This window comes from Staphylococcus sp. SB1-57, assembly GCF_017086425.1.
GTDB lineage: Bacteria > Bacillota > Bacilli > Staphylococcales > Staphylococcaceae > Staphylococcus > Staphylococcus warneri_A.
Map to the genome: position 1 here is coordinate 1,061,412 of NZ_CP070964.1, position 21,834 is coordinate 1,083,245.

At 32.7% G+C, this 21,834-nt stretch carries 16 protein-coding genes; 13 read left to right on the forward strand and 3 right to left on the reverse strand.

Features of this window, described 5'->3' with window-relative positions; genetic code table 11:
- Positions 1-5: 5 nt before the first annotated feature.
- Positions 6-1,061 carry a M24 family metallopeptidase gene (locus JX000_RS05305; RefSeq protein ID WP_124227837.1) on the reverse strand — a complete coding sequence of 352 codons (1,056 nt, stop codon included), beginning with the start codon at positions 1,059-1,061 and terminating at the stop codon, positions 6-8.
- Positions 1,062-1,205: 144 nt separating this feature from the next.
- On the opposite strand from JX000_RS05305, the gene JX000_RS05310 reads away from it, so the two are divergent.
- Complete coding sequence (locus JX000_RS05310; protein WP_206140967.1) at positions 1,206-1,895, forward strand: metal-dependent hydrolase; 690 nt, start codon at positions 1,206-1,208, stop codon at positions 1,893-1,895.
- A 246-nt stretch (positions 1,896-2,141) separates the two neighbouring features.
- Here JX000_RS05310 and JX000_RS05315 read toward each other — a convergent pair whose 3' ends face one another.
- Positions 2,142-2,555, reverse strand: coding sequence for a universal stress protein (locus tag JX000_RS05315; protein WP_002452208.1), 414 nt, complete (start codon positions 2,553-2,555; stop codon positions 2,142-2,144).
- Between the two features lie 203 nt (positions 2,556-2,758).
- Between JX000_RS05315 and JX000_RS05320 the strand changes: the two genes are divergently transcribed.
- The 8 genes from JX000_RS05320 to pyk all read left to right on the forward strand — a co-directional run bounded on the left by JX000_RS05320 (position 2,759) and on the right by pyk (position 14,708).
- Positions 2,759-4,057 (forward strand): DRTGG domain-containing protein, encoded by a 1,299-nt coding sequence (locus tag JX000_RS05320; protein ID WP_206140968.1) that lies wholly within the window; start codon positions 2,759-2,761, stop codon positions 4,055-4,057.
- 28 nt (positions 4,058-4,085) lie between these two features.
- Entirely contained in the window at positions 4,086-5,027 is a 942-nt protein-coding gene (locus tag JX000_RS05325) for a DHH family phosphoesterase (protein ID WP_206140969.1), read from the forward strand.
- A 27-nt stretch (positions 5,028-5,054) separates the two neighbouring features.
- Positions 5,055-8,249 carry a DNA polymerase III subunit alpha gene (locus JX000_RS05330; RefSeq protein WP_145506603.1) on the forward strand — a complete coding sequence of 1,065 codons (3,195 nt, stop codon included), beginning with the start codon at positions 5,055-5,057 and terminating at the stop codon, positions 8,247-8,249.
- Positions 8,250-8,575: 326 nt separating this feature from the next.
- Complete coding sequence (gene ystJ, locus JX000_RS05335; RefSeq protein ID WP_206140970.1) at positions 8,576-9,805, forward strand: NADP-dependent malic enzyme; 1,230 nt, start codon at positions 8,576-8,578, stop codon at positions 9,803-9,805.
- Positions 9,806-9,982: 177 nt separating this feature from the next.
- Positions 9,983-10,840 carry an acetyl-CoA carboxylase, carboxyltransferase subunit beta gene (gene accD / locus JX000_RS05340; protein ID WP_124227832.1) on the forward strand — a complete coding sequence of 286 codons (858 nt, stop codon included), beginning with the start codon at positions 9,983-9,985 and terminating at the stop codon, positions 10,838-10,840.
- On the forward strand, positions 10,840-11,784 hold the full coding sequence (locus JX000_RS05345; protein WP_002452214.1) for an acetyl-CoA carboxylase carboxyltransferase subunit alpha: 945 nt from the start codon (positions 10,840-10,842) through the stop codon (positions 11,782-11,784). The genes accD and JX000_RS05345 overlap by 1 nt, the downstream gene beginning before the upstream one ends.
- A gap of 178 nt (positions 11,785-11,962) precedes the next feature.
- A complete protein-coding gene (gene pfkA / locus JX000_RS05350; protein ID WP_002452215.1) occupies positions 11,963-12,931 on the forward strand; it encodes a 6-phosphofructokinase in 969 nt (322 codons plus the stop codon).
- 19 nt (positions 12,932-12,950) lie between these two features.
- Positions 12,951-14,708: a pyruvate kinase gene (pyk, locus tag JX000_RS05355; RefSeq protein ID WP_206140971.1), complete on the forward strand. Its 1,758-nt coding sequence runs from the start codon at positions 12,951-12,953 to the stop codon at positions 14,706-14,708.
- 253 nt (positions 14,709-14,961) lie between these two features.
- Here the strand turns inward: pyk and JX000_RS05360 are convergent, their stop codons facing one another.
- On the reverse strand, positions 14,962-16,320 hold the full coding sequence (locus JX000_RS05360) for an amino acid permease (RefSeq protein WP_049425475.1): 1,359 nt from the start codon (positions 16,318-16,320) through the stop codon (positions 14,962-14,964).
- Positions 16,321-16,668: 348 nt separating this feature from the next.
- On the opposite strand from JX000_RS05360, the gene JX000_RS05365 reads away from it, so the two are divergent.
- From JX000_RS05365 to pnpS, 4 genes are all read left to right on the forward strand, one after another.
- Positions 16,669-17,787: a citrate synthase gene (locus tag JX000_RS05365; protein WP_124227830.1), complete on the forward strand. Its 1,119-nt coding sequence runs from the start codon at positions 16,669-16,671 to the stop codon at positions 17,785-17,787.
- Positions 17,788-17,843: 56 nt separating this feature from the next.
- Complete coding sequence (gene icd, locus JX000_RS05370; RefSeq protein ID WP_124227829.1) at positions 17,844-19,112, forward strand: NADP-dependent isocitrate dehydrogenase; 1,269 nt, start codon at positions 17,844-17,846, stop codon at positions 19,110-19,112.
- A 261-nt stretch (positions 19,113-19,373) separates the two neighbouring features.
- On the forward strand, positions 19,374-20,084 hold the full coding sequence (locus JX000_RS05375) for a response regulator transcription factor (protein ID WP_002452220.1): 711 nt from the start codon (positions 19,374-19,376) through the stop codon (positions 20,082-20,084).
- Entirely contained in the window at positions 20,084-21,778 is a 1,695-nt protein-coding gene (gene pnpS, locus JX000_RS05380) for a two-component system histidine kinase PnpS (protein WP_206140972.1), read from the forward strand. Before JX000_RS05375 ends, pnpS begins: the two co-directional genes overlap by 1 nt.
- Positions 21,779-21,834: the final 56 nt, after the last annotated feature.

Consider the following 21,834-nt stretch of genomic DNA (forward strand, 5'->3'; position numbering starts at 1 on the left):
CAGGATTATTTTTCGTAATGCGTTAATATTTCACAACCACTATCTGTAACTAAAATATCATCTTCAATACGTACGCCAGCAACCCCCGGTACATAAATTCCAGGTTCAATAGTAATGACCATTCCCGCTTCTAAAACATTATCATTAGTGCTAGAAACATCTTGGTATTCATGTTCTTCTAAGCCTAAACCATGGCCAAGACGATGAGGGAAGTAGTCACCATAGCCTGCTCGATCAATAATATCTCTCGCGATTTTATCTATTTCTTTTAATTTTACACCTGGACGAATAGCATCAATTGCTGATGTTTCAGCATCAAGAACAATATTATATATATCTAATGCTTCTTTGCTAGGTGTACCAAATTGTACTGTTCTAGTCATGTCACTACAATAATGGTTGTAGATGACACCTAAATCAAAGAGAACCAGTTCATTATTTTGTAATTGACGATTACCAGGAACACCGTGTGGTGAAGCAGCGTGATCGCCAAATAATACCATAGTGTCAAAGCTCATTTCATTCACACCATATTTCTTAATTTCATTTTCGATATGATTCACAACTTCACGTTCACTGATGCCTTCTTTTAAATAGTTTACACCGATTTCTATACATTTATCTGCTAAATGAGCAGCATGCTTAATTTTTTCAATTTCATCAATTGACTTGATGTTTCTTAAGTTTTTAATCGTTTGGTCGATATCACCAAATTGTTCTACATGAAAGGCTTGTGTTATTTCACGTTGGCGTTTAACTGTTAAATGTTCACTTTCAATTAGCATACGTTCGAATGATTGTTGATATAAATCGAAAGGATTTTCAGTATCTAAATAACCTATAATTTGACCGTCAAAAGGAGACGCTTTAACTTCTTCAACTTCCATTTTAGGGCAGAATAAAACAGTTTCACCACTAGCTTGAATTAATAATGCAAATAATCTTTCATGCGGTTCGCTACGATAGCCAGTAAAGTAATAAATGTTTAATGGTGTAGTGATCCAAGCAGCATCAGCATTTTCTTTTTGTAGATAATTAATGATTTCATTGATTTTTGTCATGAAGTTTTCCTCCTTTAAATGATTAACTTAATTTTATGCTAAAAAACTACATATTTCAAAGTTTGAATTATTCCATTCTTTCGTGTTATAAAACGCAGTCGCTAGGGTATAATATGCATATAAACGATTAGGAGGGCTAAGATAATGAAACTTTCATTTCATGGTCAATCAACAATTTATTTTGAAGGAAATGGTAAAAAAGTCATTGTAGATCCTTTTATTTCAGGAAATGATAAATGTGATTTAGATGAACAAAGATTAGATGTAGATTATATTATTTTAACTCATGGTCATGAAGACCACTTTGGTGATGTAGTAGAACTAGCTAATAGAAATCATGCTACAGTTATCGGTAGTGCAGAAATTGCCGGCTATTTAAGTACTTATCATGGTGTGGAAAATGTAAGAGGTATGAACATTGGTGGTAAAGCTGAATTAGATTTCGGTAGCGTTAAATATGTACAAGCGTTCCATAGTTCAAGTTATACACATGAAAATGGTATTCCGGTGTATCTAGGTATGCCTATGGGTGTCGTAATTGAAGCAGAAGGAAAAACAATTTACCATACAGGAGATACCGGTTTATTTAGCGATATGGAATTAATAGCTAAACGATATCCTGTAGATGTTTGTTTTATTCCAATTGGTGATAATTTCACGATGGGCATAGACGATGCAGCCTATGCAATAAATGAATTCATTAAACCTAGTATTTCAGTACCGGTTCATTACAATACTTTCCCACTAATTGAACAAGACCCAGAGCAATTTAAAGATGCAGTTAAAGTAGGGGATGTTCAAATATTAGAACAAGGTCAAGAAGTTAAATTCTAATTTTGAGATGAGGTTGAGACATATAGTGTTTGTGCTCTGAGAAACCGATTAACGGCGTCCCAAAAGCAGGATTATCGGCAGAATCTTATGATTCGACAAAATTTGGAAAATAATTTTGCTCATCGTTTGGTTCTGCTCAAATCATAAACGCTTTTGTCCCAACCTTTTTAATTAAAAAACACTAATTATCCATCAAAGGCGTGTGAGCCTCAATAGATAACTAGTGTAAATAAGCTAAGTAAGATTTTATTTTACGATTAGTACAGGGATAGTTGCTCGTTTAGCAACTTTGTGACTTACGCTACCAAGAACGAATTTTTTCTTTTCTTCAGCTTTGCGGTTACTCAAAACTACAATTTCATATTTGCCACTATTTGCATGTTTAAGTAATTCTTCTTTAGCATTCCCGCGAACGATAATTTGATCATAATCAATACCATAGCTTTCTAAAATATTACGTGTTTTTTCTAAACGTTTACTACGCTCTTCGGTAATTTTGTCTAAGTGAACTCCAGCTTTAATAGACGCTTGAGCATCTTGTTCATTAATAGCATTTAAAATAGTGACTACTGCGTCATCAGCAGCAAGTTTTGAAACCTCTTCTAAAGCTTTTTCATTTTTTAATTGAGTGTCTACGCCTAATAAAATCTTTTTATACATAAGATCACCCCTCCTCATTTCCATTCTAATAAAAAAAGATGGATATTTCCATTTAAATTAAAAGGTTTTTTAATAAAATTATCATTTTACAAAAGTTGTAAATTTAATATAAGGGTTTTAATCATTTAGGAGTGTGCGTCAATGATTTTTTTTCATTAAAAAGTTATAATAGGCATAACATTGTTCTAAGAAGAGGTAACGTAATGACTAAACATGAACAAATTTTAAAGCATATTGAATCATTAGCAATTGGTTCAAAAATCTCAGTTAGGAAAATCGCCAAAGATTTAGCTGTATCTGAAGGTACAGCCTACAGAGCAATTAAAGATGCTGGACAGCTAGGAATGGTTACAACTATTGATAGAGTAGGAACTGTTCGAATTGAAAAACGAAATCGTGATGAAATAGATAATTTAACATTTAATGAAATTGCAAATATTGTTGAAGGACAAATTATTGCTGGTAAGAATGGCGTCAATAAAACGGTATCTAACTTTGCCATTGGCGCTATGGAATTAAGTGATATCTTAAGATATATTGGACCGCAAACTTTATTAATTATAGGAAATAGAAGAAATGTACAACTCGAAGTATTGAAACGTGGTACAACCATTTTAATTACAGGTGGATTTCAACCAACAAAAGAAGTCATTCAATATGCAGATGATCACGATTTACCAGTATTGTCATCTAGCTATGATACGTTCTTAGTTGCAAATATCATTAACCGTGCGATGTTCAACCAAAAAATTCGAAAAGAAATTTTAGTGGTAGAAGATATTGTAAAACCAATAAACGAATTGTCTGTATTATTAAACACAATGACTTTAGAAGATTATAAACAAATCGCGAATGAAACGGGACATACACGTTTTCCTGTTGTAAATAAAGATTACAAGTTAGTAGGTATCGTAACCAGTAGAGAAATTATTAATATGAACGACAATGATATGATTGAAGATGTTATGACTAAGCATCCTATCAGTGTTAAGTTGTCAAACACTGTCGCAAGTTGTGCACATTTATTAATTTGGGAAGGTATTGAACTTCTACCAGTTACCGATAATAATAAAAAAGCAGTCGGTGTTATCAATAGACAAGATGTATTGAAATCAATGCAGTTACTAGGGAGACAACCACAAATTGGTGAAACGATTAATGATCAAATTGCTAAACATATTACTATTAATCATGATGGTATTCAAACTGATGTATCTCCATTATTAACCAATCATTATGGTACCTTAAGTAAAGCAGTATTTGTTGGAATTATAGAAGAAACTTTACGACATGAAATGAGAAAGTATAAAAAGGGTAATGTGATGATAGAAAGTTTAAATATCATTTACTTAAAAACAGTGCCTATTGAAACTGGTGTTGATGTTAAATATGAAATGCTCGATGTAGGGAGATACTTTGCGAAATTAGAAGTGACGATGTATTGTCAAAATGAAAAAGTAGCGATTGCATCAGTTATATGTCAAATGTTTGAGGGATATTAATAAAAGATCAACTAGAGGAGTTATATAAATGGAAACACTTATGAACGATATAATGAAAGAAATTGAATCAAATGAAATAGTAATTATTCATAGACATGTAAGACCTGATCCAGACGCGTATGGGTCACAATTAGGATTTAAATATTATTTACAACTTAAATTCCCAGATAAAGATATATATGCAGTAGGTGATGAAGAAGCGTCGCTTAACTTTATAGGGTCATTTGATCAAATTGAGGATAACGTTTATAAAGAAGCGCTTGTCATAGTATGTGATACTGCGAATGCGCCACGTGTAGATGACCAGAGGTTTACTTTAGGTAAGAAAGTATTGAAGATTGACCATCACCCGGCAGTAGATCAATACGGTGATATTAATTTAGTTAATACAGAAGCATCATCAACAAGTGAGATCATTTACGATATGATTTCACATTTCAATGATGAAAGTATCATTAATGAAGATGTCGCACGTGTACTTTATTTAGGTATTGTCGGAGATACTGGCCGCTTCTTATTCGGTAATACAACACAACATACAATGGAAGTTGCAGGAAAACTACTTGGTTTCCCATTTGATCATAATGCTGAGCTTAATAAAATGTCCGAAAAAGACCCACGATTAATGCCGTTTCAAGGTTATGTATTACAAAACTTTGAATTGCATAGTGATGGCTACTGCCAAGTAAAAATCACTAAAGACGTATTAGAACAATATAAGATAAAAGCAAATGAGGCGTCGCAATTTATAAATACGGTAGCGGATATTCAAGGGCTAAAAATTTGGATGTTTGGTGTAGACGAAGGAGATCAAATTCGTTGTCGCCTACGCTCTAAAGGACAATATGTCATTAATGATATAGCAAATGATTTCGGTGGTGGCGGTCATCCTAATGCATCAGGTGTCTCAGTATATAGTTGGGAAGAATTTGATTCACTAGCACAAGCATTACGTAAAAAGCTTCAATAACTATAAACAGAAAGGAGTCATACAAACATGGTTGCGTATTTAAATATTCATACGTCATACGATTTGTTAAATTCAAGCTTAAGAATATCGGATGTCGTTAATAAAGCTAAGAATGAAGGAATTGAAACACTTGCAATCACAGATACTAATGTTTTGTATGGCTATCCTAAATTTTATGATGCATGTATAGAAGCGGGGATTCACCCCGTTTTTGGTATGACCGTCTATTTAACTGATGGGTTGTATCAATTGGAAACTGTTCTTTTGGCACAAAATAATGATGGCTTAAAAGATTTATATCAATTATCGTCAGCTATTAAAATGAAAGAGAAAGAAGATATCCCTATTGAATGGTTAAAACGTTATGCAAATCATCTCATCATCATATTTAAAGGGGTCGAAGAACACCATCAACTATTCATTGAAGCCTTTCATGATAAAAAGCATGTATATCTTAACCAAGATTGTATCGCTATAGAGAATAGATCGTTTGTTTGGTTGAATACCATGCGTTACTTAAATAAAGAAGATGCAGATACGATTTCAGCACTTCAAGCCATTAAGGAAAATAGTAAATTAGATTTAGTAGCTGAACAAGAGGATTACCATGAACATGTATTTAATAAAAACGAACTTCGAAATTTGGAAATTAATGATGAATTAATCATTAAAACTGACGAAATTGCACAATTATGTACTGCTGAGTTAAATTATCATCAATCATTACTGCCTCAATTCCAAACGCCGAATGGTGAACTTTCGAAAACATACTTATGGCAAAAACTAGAAGAAAAGTTAAATCATTTAAATTTGAATCGACCAGACTATTGGGAAAGATTAAAACATGAGTATGACATTATCACAAATATGGGATTTGAAGATTACTTCTTAATCGTAAGTGATTTAATTCATTATGCTAAAACGCATGATGTAATGGTTGGACCTGGCCGTGGGTCTTCAGCAGGATCACTGGTAAGTTATCTACTTGGTATTACAACAATAGATCCTATTAAATTTAATTTGCTCTTCGAACGTTTTTTAAATCCAGAACGAGTAACGATGCCTGATATCGATATTGATTTTGAAGACACACGACGTGAAAAAGTGATTCAATATGTTCAAGAAAAATATGGACAATTACATGTTTCAGGTATTGTAACGTTTGGCCATCTACTTGCAAGAGCTGTTGCACGAGATGTGGGACGTATTATGGGATTTGAAGAAATAACGCTAAATGAAATTTCTAAATTAATCCCTCATAAATTAGGCATCACATTAGAAGAAGCTTATCAGAATGATGAATTTAAACAATTTGTCCATCGTAATTATCGTCATGAACGCTGGTTTGAAATATGTAAAAAGCTAGAGGGATTACCTAGACATACATCAACTCATGCTGCAGGAATAATTATTAATGATCATGCTTTATATGAGTATGCACCTTTAACTTTAGGTGATACAGGATTATTAACACAATGGACAATGACTGAGGCAGAACGCATTGGTTTATTAAAAATTGACTTTTTAGGTTTAAGAAATCTATCAATTATTCATCAGATTATTAATCAAGTTAAAAAGGACTTGAATATCAGCATTGAAATAGAAAGTATACCTTTTGATGATCCAAAAGTTTTCGAATTATTGTCTCAAGGAGATACAACTGGTATTTTCCAATTAGAGTCAGATGGCGTACGTCGAGTATTGAAAAAGTTAAAGCCTGAACACTTCGAAGACATCGTTGCTGTTACTTCGTTATATAGACCAGGGCCTATGGAAGAAATTCCAACTTATATTACACGAAGACACGATCCATCAAAAGTAGAATATTTACATGAAGACTTAGCTCCTATATTGAAAAATACTTATGGCGTTATTATTTATCAAGAACAAATTATGCAAATCGCCAGTCAATTTGCCAACTTTAGTTATGGTGAAGCAGATATTTTAAGACGTGCAATGAGTAAAAAGAATAGGGCTGTACTTGAAAGTGAAAGACAACACTTTGTTGATGGTGCTAAACAAAATGGCTATGACGAATATATGAGTAAACAAATTTTTGATTTAATTTTAAAATTTGCTGACTATGGTTTCCCTAGAGCACATGCAGTTAGTTATTCAAAAATCGCTTATATCATGAGTTATTTAAAAGTCCATTATCCTAATTATTTTTACGCTAATATATTAAGTAATGTTATTGGCAGTGAGAAAAAGACGGCTGCCATGATTGATGAAGCAAAACATCAGAGCATTACAATACTCCCACCCAATATTAATGAAAGTTATTGGTTTTATAAAGCAACCAACGATGGCATCTATTTATCATTAGGAGCTATTAAAGGGGTAGGATACCAAAGTGTGAAACTTATCGTAGACGAGAGATATCAAAATGGTGACTTTAAAGATTTCTTTGATTTTGCAAGACGCTTACCTAAAAGAGTTAAAACTCGAAAATTATTAGAGTCTTTAATTTTAGTTGGTGCCTTTGATATATTCGGTAAAAATCGAGCTACGTTATTACATTCAATTGATCAAGTCATTGATCAAGTAACTGATATAGAACAAGATGATATGTTATTTGATTTCTTCACGCCAAAACAGTCATATGAAGAAAAAGAAGAGTTATCCGATCAATTAATAAGTGAATATGAAAAAGAATACCTAGGATTTTACATCTCTAAGCACCCAGTAGAGAAAGAATTTAACAAGAAACAATATTTAACAATATATAAATTAAGTAATGCTAAAAACTATCAACCTATTTTAGTACAGTTTAATCAAATTAAGCGGATTAGAACTAAAAATGGTCAAAATATGGCATTCGTAACCTTGAATGATGGCGTTCATTTACTGGATGGCGTGATATTTCCAAATCAATTTAAAAAGTATGAACTTGATATATCTGAAGAGCAAATTTATGTTGTTCAAGGAAAATTTGATCAACGAAATGGTAAAAAGCAGTTGATTCTTAATGATATTTATACAGAAGAAGCATTTGAAGCATTTAAATTGAACCAAACAAAACAAATTATTGTTAGACGAGTTGACCAAGTTAAAGGGTTCTATCAATATTTAGATCAAGAAAATACAAATCAATCCATTGAGGTTTTATCATTTAATGATCAAACAAACGAGATGACAAGATTAGGTTATATTAAGAAAAATTCAGCTTTTTTATCTGATTTAGTAAAGTTATTTAAACCAAGTGATATCCGTTTTGTATAACTTTTATCCAGTATTGAATTGTGATATAGTAAACTGATGATTTAAATTTTAATCATCAGTTTATTTTTATAATTGTTTTTTGTTCTATTTGTTTGTAAATGGCATTATCTTATTGGTCGATTAATGATAAAATATGAATGATCAGCAGAAAAAATAATTATAAAAGTAGTGACTGATAATTAAATTATTGCTAGTTTTAATTCACTTTACATCCTATAGGTAAGCAATTCATTATTAGTAGTATGTGAAAACATATTATAATAAAAACTGAATGATAACTAGCAACATCTAATTCTTATAACTAAATAAATAGGGGTTGATATTTGATGTCTTTAAGAGACGAAGCACTAGAAATGCATAAAGAAAACCAAGGAAAATTAGAAGTAACGCCTAATGTTAAAGTTACCAATAAAGAAGAATTAAGTCTGGCTTATTCTCCAGGTGTTGCCGAACCATGTAAAGAAATTCATGAAGATGAAAGAAAAGTATATGACTATACAATTAAAGGTAATACAGTTGCGGTCGTTACTGATGGAACCGCAGTATTAGGTTTAGGTAACATTGGCCCTGAAGCTAGTATTCCTGTTATGGAAGGTAAAGCTGTGTTGTTCAAAAGTTTTGCTGGTGTGAATGGTGTACCTATTGCACTTGATACAACTGATACTGAGGAAATTATTAAGACAGTTAAATTAATCCAACCTAATTATGGTGGTATAAACTTAGAGGATATCTCAGCACCACGTTGTTTTGAAATCGAGGAGCGATTGAAAAAAGAGACCAACATTCCCGTCTTCCACGATGATCAACATGGTACAGCGATAGTGACAATGGCAGGATTAATCAATGCACTTAGAATTGTTGATAAAGATTTATCAGATATTAAAGTCGTTCTTAATGGTGCAGGCGCAGCAGGAATAGCTATTGTGAAATTACTTTATTCATATGGTGTTAGAAATATGGTTATGTGTGATTCAAGAGGTGCCATATTTGAAGGAAGAAGTTATGGCATGAATGACACAAAAGAATACGTCGCTAAATGGACAAACAAAGATAAAACTGAAGGCGAACTTAGTGAAGTTATTAAAGATGCTGACGTATTTATAGGTGTATCTATTGTGGACCTACTTTCTAAAGAAATGGTAGAGAGCATGGCCAAAGATCCAATTATTTTTGCAATGGCGAATCCTAATCCTGAAATCAATCCTAACGATGCTAAAGATGCTGGTGCGAAAGTTGTTGGAACTGGACGTTCAGATTATCCAAATCAAATTAATAATGTATTAGCATTCCCAGGTATATTTAGAGGTGCATTGGATACAGAAGCAACCCATATTAACGAAGAAATGAAAAAAGCTGCAGTTGAAGCGATTGCAGACTTAATCGATAGTAAAGAATTAGAACCAAATTATTGTATTCCTGGACCATTCGATAAACGTGTTGCGCCATCTGTTGCTCGTGAGGTTGCTAAAGCAGCAATGGAATCTGGTGTAGCTCGAATTGAAGTTGATCCACAAGATGTGTATGATAAAACAATGAAATTAACAGATTTAAAATAATATTGATAAATATATTCATATAGAATACTATATTTGGATGAAGTTTAATTATAACGACATTTATAACGTGTAAGTTACAAATGTCGTTATAGTACTTTATCACTATACATAATTATAAATGCTTCATGAGTATAAATTTAATCCTTATAAAGGTCAGAGGTTTTTGGAGGTTTCCCTATGTTTAAAGATTTTTTTAATCGAACAAAGAAAAAGAAATATCTAACAGTTCAAGATTCTAAACAAAATGATGTACCAGCAGGAATCATGACTAAATGTCCAAAATGCAAAAAGATCATGTATACCAAAGAATTAGATGAGAACTTAAATGTATGCTTCAATTGTGACCACCATATTTCATTATCTGCTTACAAAAGAATCGAAGCAATTTCTGACGAAGATACATTTAATGAATTTGATAAAGGCATGACATCTGCTAATCCTTTAGATTTTCCTGGTTACATTGAGAAGATTGAAAAGGATCAGAAAAAGACAGACTTAAATGAAGCCGTTGTGACTGGTACTGCTAAATTAGATGGTATTGAATACGGTGTAGCCGTAATGGATGCACGTTTTAGAATGGGTAGTATGGGTTCAGTTGTTGGTGAAAAAATTTGCCGAATCATTGATTATTGTACTGAGCATCGATTACCATTTATCTTATTCTCTGCAAGTGGTGGTGCCCGTATGCAAGAAGGTATTATTTCATTAATGCAAATGGGTAAGACTAGTGTGTCATTAAAAAGACATTCTGACGCAGGATTACTATATATTTCATATATTACGAATCCTACTACAGGTGGTGTGTCTGCAAGTTTTGCATCAGTGGGTGATATTAATTTAAGTGAACCCAAAGCATTAATCGGTTTCGCTGGACGACGCGTGATTGAACAAACGATTAATGAAAAATTACCAGAAGATTTCCAAACTGCTGAATTTTTATTGGAACATGGTCAACTTGATAAAGTAATACATCGTAAAGACATGAGAACAACACTTGCTAATATATTAAATCTGCATCAAGAGGTGAAAAGCTAATGCTTGATTTTGAAAAGCCACTTTTTGAAATTAGAAAGAAAATTGATTCGTTAAAAGAATCTCAAGAAAAGAATGATGTTGATTTACAAGAAGAAATCGATATGCTTGAAGCTTCTTTAGAACGCGAAACAAAAAAAGTTTATACAAATTTAAAACCATGGGATAGAGTACAAATAGCTAGATTACCAGACAGACCGACATCTTTAGATTATATCCCTATGATTTTTGATTCATTTATAGAATTACATGGAGACCGTAATTTTAGAGATGATCCAGCTATGATCGGCGGTATTGGTTACTTAAATGGAAAGGCAGTAACTGTTGTAGGTCAACAACGTGGTAAAGATACTAAAGATAATATTTATCGTAATTTTGGTATGGCACATCCAGAAGGTTATAGAAAAGCATTAAGACTTATGAAACAGGCTGAAAAGTTTAATCGACCTATATTCACATTTATTGATACTAAAGGTGCATACCCTGGTAAGGCAGCTGAAGAAAGAGGGCAAAGTGAATCTATTGCTACCAATTTAATAGAAATGGCTTCTTTAAAAGTACCTGTCATTGCAGTCGTTATCGGTGAAGGTGGTAGTGGTGGTGCACTTGGTATCGGTATTGCTAACAGAGTATTAATGCTTGAAAACAGTACGTACTCTGTTATTTCTCCAGAAGGTGCAGCAGCATTACTATGGAAAGACAGTAATTTGGCTAAAATTGCTGCAGAAACAATGAAAATCACAGCACATGACTTACATGAATTAAAGGTAATAGATGATGTGATTAACGAGCCACTTGGCGGCGCACATAAAGAAATGGAGACTCAAGCGCAATCTATTAAAAAGGCGTTTGTTACTCATCTAAATGAATTAGAACAGCTTAATAAGGAACAATTAGTTGAAGATCGCTTTAATAAATTTAGAAATATAGGTTCTTTTGTAGAATAAAGAGGAATAGAGTAGTAGTCATTTTATAGACTATTACTCTATTTTTAATATTGTTAAAATAAAAGTCAAAATTAAAAACGTTTACATCAATATAACTCCTTTCTTTTGATGGAAGAAGTAAAAAATTTGTGGTAATTTAGAGTTGAAGATAAATCTAGTTATAGAAAGGTATGTCGTCATGAAGAAAATTGCAGTTTTGACTAGCGGTGGAGATTCACCGGGGATGAATGCTGCCGTTAGAGCAGTTGTACGTACAGCAATTTACAATAATATTGAAGTTTATGGTGTATATCACGGTTATCAAGGATTAGTAGAAGATGATATTCATAAACTTGAATTAGGATCAGTTGGAGATACTATCCAACGTGGTGGGACATTCTTATTCTCAGCAAGATGTCCTGAATTTAAAGAAGAAGAAGTACGTAAAGTTGCTATTAACAATCTACGTAAAAGAGAAATTGAAGGCTTAGTAGTTATTGGTGGGGATGGCAGTTACCGTGGCGCTCAACGTATAAGTGAAGAGTGTAAAGAAATACAAACCATTGGTATTCCTGGTACAATCGATAATGATATTAACGGTACCGACTTTACGATTGGATTCGACACAGCACTTAATACGATTATTGATTCAGTCGATAAAATTCGTGATACAGCATCAAGTCATGCAAGAACATTTATCGTTGAAGTAATGGGTCGTGACTGTGGTGACTTAGCGCTATGGGCAGGCTTATCTGTAGGTGCTGAAACGATTGTCGTACCAGAAGTTGATACAGATATTAAAGAAGTAGCTGAAAAGATAGAGCAAGGTATTAAACGTGGTAAAAAACACTCAATCGTTATGGTTGCTGAAGGATGTATGAGCGGTCAAGAATGTGCTGATGAATTAAGTAAATATATTAATATTGATACAAGAGTTTCAGTATTAGGACACATTCAACGTGGAGGTAGCCCTTCAGGAGCTGACCGTGTTTTAGCATCAAGATTAGGTGGCCACGCCGTTGAATTATTAAAGAAAGGTGAAACTGCCAAAGGTGTTGGTATTAAACATAACCAATTAACAGCGACACCATTCGATGAAATATTTGGTCATTCAAGTCATAAGTTTGATCAACAAATTTATCAACTAGCTAAAGAGTTATCTATATAAATTTCAGGAGGATTTTAAAATGAGAAAGACTAAAATTGTATGTACTATTGGACCAGCTTCAGAATCAGAAGAAATGCTTGAAAAATTAATGAATGCTGGTATGAACGTGGCACGTTTGAACTTTTCACACGGAAGCCATGAAGAACATAAAGGTAGAATTGATACAATTCGCAAAGTTGCTAAACGTTTAAATAAAACAGTAGCTATCCTTTTAGATACAAAAGGGCCAGAAATTCGTACACATAATATGAAAAATGGCATCATTGATTTAGAAAAAGGTAAAGAAGTTATTGTAAGCATGACAAAAGTTGAAGGTACGCCAGAGAAATTCTCTGTTACTTACGACAACTTAATCAACGATGTTCAAGTAGGTTCATATATTTTATTAGATGATGGTTTAGTTGAATTACAAGTTAAAGACATTGACCATGATAAAGGTGAAGTTAAATGTGACATCTTAAACAGTGGAGAATTAAAAAATAAAAAAGGTGTTAACTTACCAGGTGTGAAAGTAAACTTACCAGGTATCACTGACAAAGATGCAGACGACATTAGATTTGGTATCAAAGAAGATGTAGATTTCATCGCTGCAAGCTTCGTTCGTCGTCCAAGTGACGTTTTAGATATTCGTGAAATCTTAGAACAAGAAAAAGCAAATATTACTATTTTCCCTAAAATTGAAAACCAAGAAGGTATCGATAATATCGAAGAAATTCTTGAAGTATCTGATGGTTTAATGGTAGCTCGTGGTGATATGGGTGTTGAAATTCCACCTGAAAAAGTACCAATGGTTCAAAAAGACTTAATTAGAAAATGTAATAAATTAGGTAAACCAGTAATCACAGCTACACAAATGCTTGATTCTATGCAACGTAATCCACGTGCTACTCGTGCGGAAGCTAGTGACGTTGCGAATGCAATCTATGATGGTACAGATGCAGTAATGTTATCTGGTGAAACTGCTGCAGGTTTATACCCAGAAGAAGCAGTTAAAACAATGAGAAACATTGCAGTTTCAGCAGAAGCAGCACAAGACTATAAAAAATTATTATCTGACAGAACTAAATTAGTTGAAACATCATTAGTGAATGCTATTGGTATCTCAGTGGCACATACTGCATTAAACTTAAATGTTAAAGCTATTGTTGCTGCAACTGAAAGTGGTTCAACAGCTCGTACAATTTCTAAATATCGTCCACATTCAGACATTATTGCTGTAACACCGAGTGAAAAAACTGCACGCCAATGTGCTATCGTTTGGGGTGTTTACCCAGTAGTTAAAGAAGGACGTAAAAACACTGATGCATTATTAAATAATGCAGTAGCAACTGCAGTTGAAACTGAAAGAGTTCAAAATGGTGATTTAATTATTATCACTGCAGGTGTACCAACAGGTGAAAAAGGTACTACAAATATGATGAAAATTCACTTAGTTGGTGATGAAATTGCTAAAGGTCAAGGTGTAGGTCGTGGATCAGTAGTAGGTACTGCTGTTGTCGCTGATTCTGCTAGTGATTTAGAAGGTGTTGATTTAAGTGATAAAATCATCGTCACTAACTCTGTAGATGAAACATTAGTACCATACGTAGATCAAGCTATTGGTTTAATCACTGAAGAAAATGGTATTACATCACCAAGTGCTATTGTTGGTTTAGAAAAAGGTATTCCAACGGTAGTAGGTGTTGAAAATGCTACAAAAGAAATTAAAGATGATATGTTAGTTACTGTTGATGCAGCTAACGGTAAAGTATTCGAAGGTTATGCTAACGTACTTTAATTAACAGTATTTTAATTAAATAGATTGATGATGAAATCAGAAACACCACTTCCAAACTATTAAAATTGGAAGTGGTGTTTTTTGCTTTATAACTCGTTTTTAATATGATCTGATACATCATTAGTGTATGTAAAAATATATTTTATATTAGTTAAATATGTAGACCATAAGTAATATTGATATTAAATATAAAAAAGCCAGTAAATGAATTGATGATAAATCATTTACTGGCTCATTTTTATTTTGTTAAAGACTATTTAGATGCAGTACTTGCTTTTTTATATCTCCAATACATTAATCCTAATATTACAAACCATAACGGCGTTAAATAAATTGCACGTCTAGTTGTTTCATTAACAAATAATAAACCGAATACTAAGATAAAGAATAATAAGATGACGTAGCCCATATATTTACCACCAGGTAATTTATATGTAGACGCCTTGTGTAATTCTGGATTTTTACTACTGTAATTAATATAAGCAATGATAATTAAAGCCCATACGATTAGGAACAATACAGTAGATAATGTTGTTACATATGTGAACACTAATGTTGCATCTGGGAAAATGTAATTCAATAGTGCTGCAATTAATAATAATGCTGAAGATCCAATAATTGCTACATGTGGCACACCGTTCTTGTTAGTTTTGCTAAACGCAGGTGGTGCTTGTTTGTTATCAGATAATCCGAACAACATTCTACTGTTTGAGAAAATACCACTATTACATGATGATGCTGCAGCAGTTAATACAACGAAGTTAATTAAACCAGCTGCAAATGGAATTCCAATAAGTGTAAATAGTTTAACAAATGGACTATTATCTGGATCGACTTTATCCCAAGGAATGATTGACATAATCACAGCTAGGGCACCAACATAAAAGATTAATATACGAATTGGTACACTGTTGATAGCTTTTGGAATAGTTGATTCAGGATCTTTCGTTTCACCGGCAGTTACACCAATCATTTCGATACCAACGAATGAGAACACTGCCATTTGGAATGACATGAAGAATCCTGATGCTCCTTTAGGAAAAATACCATGATTGTATAGATTAGTTAAGCTTGCATGTCCAAATTGCGTTTTGTATGCAAATAAGATCATAACAGCCCCAACAACAATTAACCCTATGATTGTTACAATTTTGATAATAGAAAACCAAAACTCTAATTCACCAAATAACTTAGCGCTTAGTAAGTTAAATGACATCAAAATAAGTACACAGAATAATGCACTAATCCAGTTAGGAATATGTGGAAACCAAAAACTAACATATTTAGCTACTGCGGTAACCTCTGCCATACCAGTAATTATCCAACATAGCCAATATGTCCAACCAGTAACAAATCCTGCAAATGGACCTATATATGTATTAGTTACGTCCGCAAATGATTTGAAACTTGTGTTTTGAATAATAATTTCACCTAATCCACGCATAAACATGAATAGCATGAATCCAATAAAGATGTACGTGAGTAGTATTGAGGGACCCGTCATGGCAATCGTTTGTCCAGCACCCAGGAATAATCCTGTCCCAATAGCGCCTCCAATAGCAATTAATTGCACATGGCGATTGCTCAATTCTCTTTGTAGATTATCAGCCATAAGACCTCTCCCTTACTTTTAGATAATTATATTATGCACTTAAATAGCTTTTTATACAATTTATTTATTAAAAAAGTGTTAAAATACACTCCTAGATAATTAGTATTTTTTAATCAAGCTTGATAACCAAATAAAAACTTTGTATTCAATTTAATTTTCAAAACAATTTAAAAGGCCAAAATGTTGGTTTCATGGTACTTAGAACATTTTTAACATTTATGTTATATATGAATCAATACCAAACTTACATATATATAGTAATTTATTTTGTTTCACAAAAACTTAATAATTAGCTATAATACTAGTTGAAAGCCATTTCATAAAGAAATAGTAAAGGGGAAATTTATCATGGCAGAATTACAAAGAGGTTTGGAAGGGGTAATTGCAGCTGAAACTAAAATCAGCTCAATCATCGATAGTCAATTAACATACGCAGGATATGATATTGACGATCTTGCAGAAAATGCCCAGTTTGAAGAAATCATCTTTTTATTATGGAACTATAGATTGCCAAATAAAGAAGAATTACAAGAACTTAAATCAAAATTATATGAGTATATGACACTTAATCCTAGAGTGTATAAACATTTTGAAGAGTACGTAACTGATAAAGTACATCCAATGGCTGCATTACGTACTTCAGTATCATACATTGCTCATTTCGATCCAGATGCTGAAGACGAATCAGATGAAAAGAAATATGAAAGAGCAATTCGTATTCAAGCTAAAATTGCATCATTAGTTACAGCTTTCGCACGTGTACGTGAAGGTAAAGAACCATTAAAACCAAATTCAGATTTAAGCTACGCTGGAAACTTCTTATACATGTTAAAAGGTGAATTACCAACTGATATTGAGGAAGAAGCTTTCAACAAAGCTTTAATTTTACATGCTGATCACGAATTAAATGCATCTGCATTCACTGCTCGTTGTGCAGTATCTTCTTTATCTGATATGTATTCAGGTATTGTTGCTGCTGTTGGTTCATTAAAAGGACCTTTACATGGTGGTGCTAATGAACGCGTGATGGCTATGTTATCTGAAGTAGGCTCATTAGACAATGTAGATAACTATTTAGACAAAAAAATAGCTAATAAAGAAAAAATTATGGGCTTCGGTCACCGTGTGTATAAAGAAGGTGACCCACGTGCTAAGTATTTACGAGAAATGAGTAGAAAAATCACTGAAGAAACTGGACAAAGCGAATTATATGAAATGTCATTAGCTATTGAAAAACGCATGAAGGAAGAAAAAGGATTAATTCCTAACGTCGATTTCTTTAGTGCGTCAGTTTATCACAGTATGGACATTACACATGATTTATTTACACCAATCTTTGCAGTAAGTCGTACATCAGGTTGGATTGCACATATTCTTGAGCAATATAGAGATAATAGAATCATGCGTCCAAGAGCGAATTACATTGGTGAAACAAATCGTAAATACGTTCCTATTGAAGAAAGATAATCAAATCATCTATAGTATTAGGTGAATTCAAACAAATTACTTGGAGGTCAAATTTTATGACAGCAGAAAAAATTACTCAAACTAAAGATGGATTAAATGTACCAAACGAACCAATTATTCCTTTCATTATCGGTGACGGAATCGGACCAGATATTTGGAAAGCAGCTAGTCGTGTTATCGATGCTGCAGTTGAAAAAGCATATAATGGCGAAAAACGCATCGAATGGAAAGAAGTTTTAGCTGGACAAAAAGCATATGACAATACTGGTGAATGGTTACCACAAGAAACTTTAGACACTATTAAAGAATATTTAATTGCTGTAAAAGGTCCTTTAACTACTCCAATCGGTGGCGGTATCCGATCATTAAACGTAGCATTAAGACAAGAACTAGACTTGTTTACTTGCTTACGCCCTGTACGTTGGTTCCAAGGTGTACCATCACCAGTTAAACGCCCTCAAGACGTAGATATGGTTATTTTCCGTGAAAACACTGAAGATATCTATGCAGGTATTGAATTCAAAGAAGGTACGCCAGAAGTTAAAAAAGTAATTGACTTCTTACAAGATGAAATGGGCGCAACAAATATTCGTTTCCCAGAAACTTCAGGTATTGGTATTAAACCAGTATCTAAAGAAGGTACTGAAAGATTAGTTAGAGCTGCTATCCAATATGCAATTGATAATAACCGTAAAGCTGTAACTTTAGTTCACAAAGGTAACATTATGAAATTTACTGAAGGTTCATTTAAACAATGGGGTTACGATTTAGCTCATAATGAATTTGCTGATCAAGTATTCACTTGGCAACAATATGATGAAATTGTAGAAAAAGAAGGTAAAGAAGCTGCGAATGAAGCACAATCAAAAGCTGAACAAGAAGGTAAAATTATCGTTAAAGACTCAATCGCTGATATCTTCTTACAACAAATTTTAACTCGTCCATCTGAACATGAAGTTGTTGCTACAATGAACTTAAATGGTGACTACATTTCAGATGCATTAGCTGCTCAAGTAGGTGGTATTGGTATTGCACCTGGTGCAAATATCAACTATGAAACTGGTCATGCTATCTTTGAAGCTACTCATGGTACAGCACCTAAATATGCTGGGTTAAACAAAGTAAACCCATCTTCTGAACTATTAAGTTCAGTATTAATGTTAGAACACTTAGGATGGCAAGAAGCTGCTGATAAAATTACAGACTCTATAGAAGCAACAATCGCTTCTAAAATAGTTACTTATGACTTTGCTCGTCTAATGGATGGTGCGACAGAAGTATCAACTTCAGAGTTTGCTGACGAATTAATCAAAAACTTAAAATAATAGATGATATTGAACTAAACGGATTGGGAAACCAATCCGTTTTTTTATTAAGATTTTGTAAATTACTAGTGTTTCAATATCATTTATTATAAAAAAATGATAGTTTAATTAATGAAATGACAATATTAATCCAATGTTAGCTTAATATAAGTATCATTATAATTGGATTGTTAAGTTTATGTAAATTTGATGTGTAGGTATGTTATTTGTATTTAAACATCAGTTATAATAAACATGTAATTTAAATGGGGGAGGCACATCATGTCACAAAAAGTATTAGTCGTTGACGATGAACAATCGATCGTTACGTTACTTAAATATAATTTAGAAACAGCTGGATACATAGTAGAAGTAGCCTATGACGGTGAAGAAGCACTACAAAAGGTTGAATTGTCTCAACCAGATTTAATTGTTTTAGACGTTATGTTACCTAAAAAAGATGGTATTGAAGTTTGTAAAACAATTAGATCTGATAAAAATTTAGTACCTATTCTTATGCTTACGGCAAAGGATGATGAATTTGATAGGGTATTAGGTTTGGAACTAGGTGCTGATGACTATATGACTAAACCTTTCTCACCAAGAGAAGTCGTGGCAAGAGTAAAAGCAATTTTAAGACGTTCACAATTCGTCAATGAAGTTGAACAAAGTGAAACAGATGATGAGGATATTATTATTGATTCAATCCGTATTCGTCCTGAATTTTTTGAAGTATATAAAGATGATGAGTTATTAGAACTTACGCCAAAAGAATTTGAATTATTACTTTATCTTATTGAACGACAAGGTCGTGTGATTACTAGAGAACATATGTTGAATTCTGTATGGAATTACGAGTTCGCAGGTGATTCTCGTATCGTTGATGTCCATATTAGTCATTTGAGAGACAAATTAGAAGAGAACCCTAAACAACCTAAATTAATTAAAACTGTTAGAGGATTAGGCTATAAATTGGAGCGTCCTAAAAGTTAATGTTGAAATTCCACCATCGTCTTTTAATATTAATTAGTACTATTACGATTTTTAGTTTTATAGGTTTAGGTGCAATTGTCCACAACATGATTTATCAAACATTAACACAAAATCAGACAAAAGAACTTGAAAAAGAATCGCGTAACTATGTCAGCTTATATAACGATAATAAAAAAAGTGAGATTAAAAATATTGCTAATAATCAAGAGAATATAATCGTAATCAAGAAAAACGATAAAGTGATATTCACGACTGATGAAAAAGAAAAGATAGATAAACGTATAGATAACGAGGCAAACCCCTCACAATTGATTCATAAAAATACGAAACTTGGTTTGAAGTATACGTTTAAAAGTCAAATTGATGATAAAACTGTTTACATAAGTGGAATTAATGATGAAATATTAGACCTGCAAAAAGAAATGTGGAAGTACCTATCAATTGTAGGTGTGATTGTATTAATTACAGTTTATCTAGCTAGTAGAAGTATCAATCGTACATATATTAGACCCATAAATGAAGTAACATATGCTACTTCATTATTGGCGGATGGTTATTATCATGTTCGTGTACCCGAAAGCAACGTCAAAGAAACTAAAGCATTGTTTGTAACGACAAATGAGCTTGCAAGACGGTTACAGAAATTAAATAATAGACAAAAAATCCAATCTAATAGATTAAAAACGACATTAGAAAATATACCAAGTTCAGTATTAATGATTGATAAACATGGTGAAATTGTCGTAGCGAACTCGGCATATTATGAAGTATTTAGTCCTGAACAAAGTGTGGAAAATAAAAGTTATATTGGTTTTATCAATGATAAAATTGAAAAGTTAATCATGGAAAGTTTTAGAACTGAGAAAGTGATTTATGATCAGATTGAAGTAGATATCAATAATGTTCATACAAAATATTTTGATGTATCATGTGTACCAATACTTTCTAAATCGAAGAAAAAGCTACAAGGTATGGTGGTCGTATTGCATGATATTACTAATTTGCAAAAGTTAGAAAACCTACGTCGAGAATTTGTAGCTAACGTCTCACACGAACTTAAAACACCGATTACTTCAATTAAAGGATTCGCTGAAACATTGATTGAAGGTGCTAAAAACGATGAAGAATCGCTTAATATGTTCTTAAATATCATCCTGAAAGAATCGAATAGAATCGAATCACTTGTGATGGATTTACTAGATTTATCGCATATTGAGCAACAAAATGAAATAACAACGAGTTATATGAATTTATCTGAATTAGCTTATACAACGATAGATAATTTACAAAATCAAGCTCAGAATAAAAATATAACAATTGAATCTAAAATTGAACGTGATGTTATTTTCAAAGCAAATGAAAATAAAATTGCTCAAGTTATTACCAATTTATTATCTAATGCCATCAATTATTCAACCAATGATAATAAAGTTATTGTAAGTGTGTATCGTGAAGGTAAGAGGGTTAACCTAGAAATTCAAGACTTTGGTATAGGTATTAGTGCTGAGGAACAAAAACATATTTTTGAAAGATTTTATCGAGTTGATAAAGCACGAAGTAGGGATTCCGGCGGTACTGGGTTAGGATTATCGATTACTAAGCATATTGTTGAATCGCATAATGGAAGAATTAGTGTAATTAGTCGTTTAAATGAGGGTTCGACCTTTAAAGTGACGTTTTTCGATGAAGATTAAATATTAAGAACCACACCCTAAAATGATTGAATTCATAAAGGCGTGTGGTTCTTATT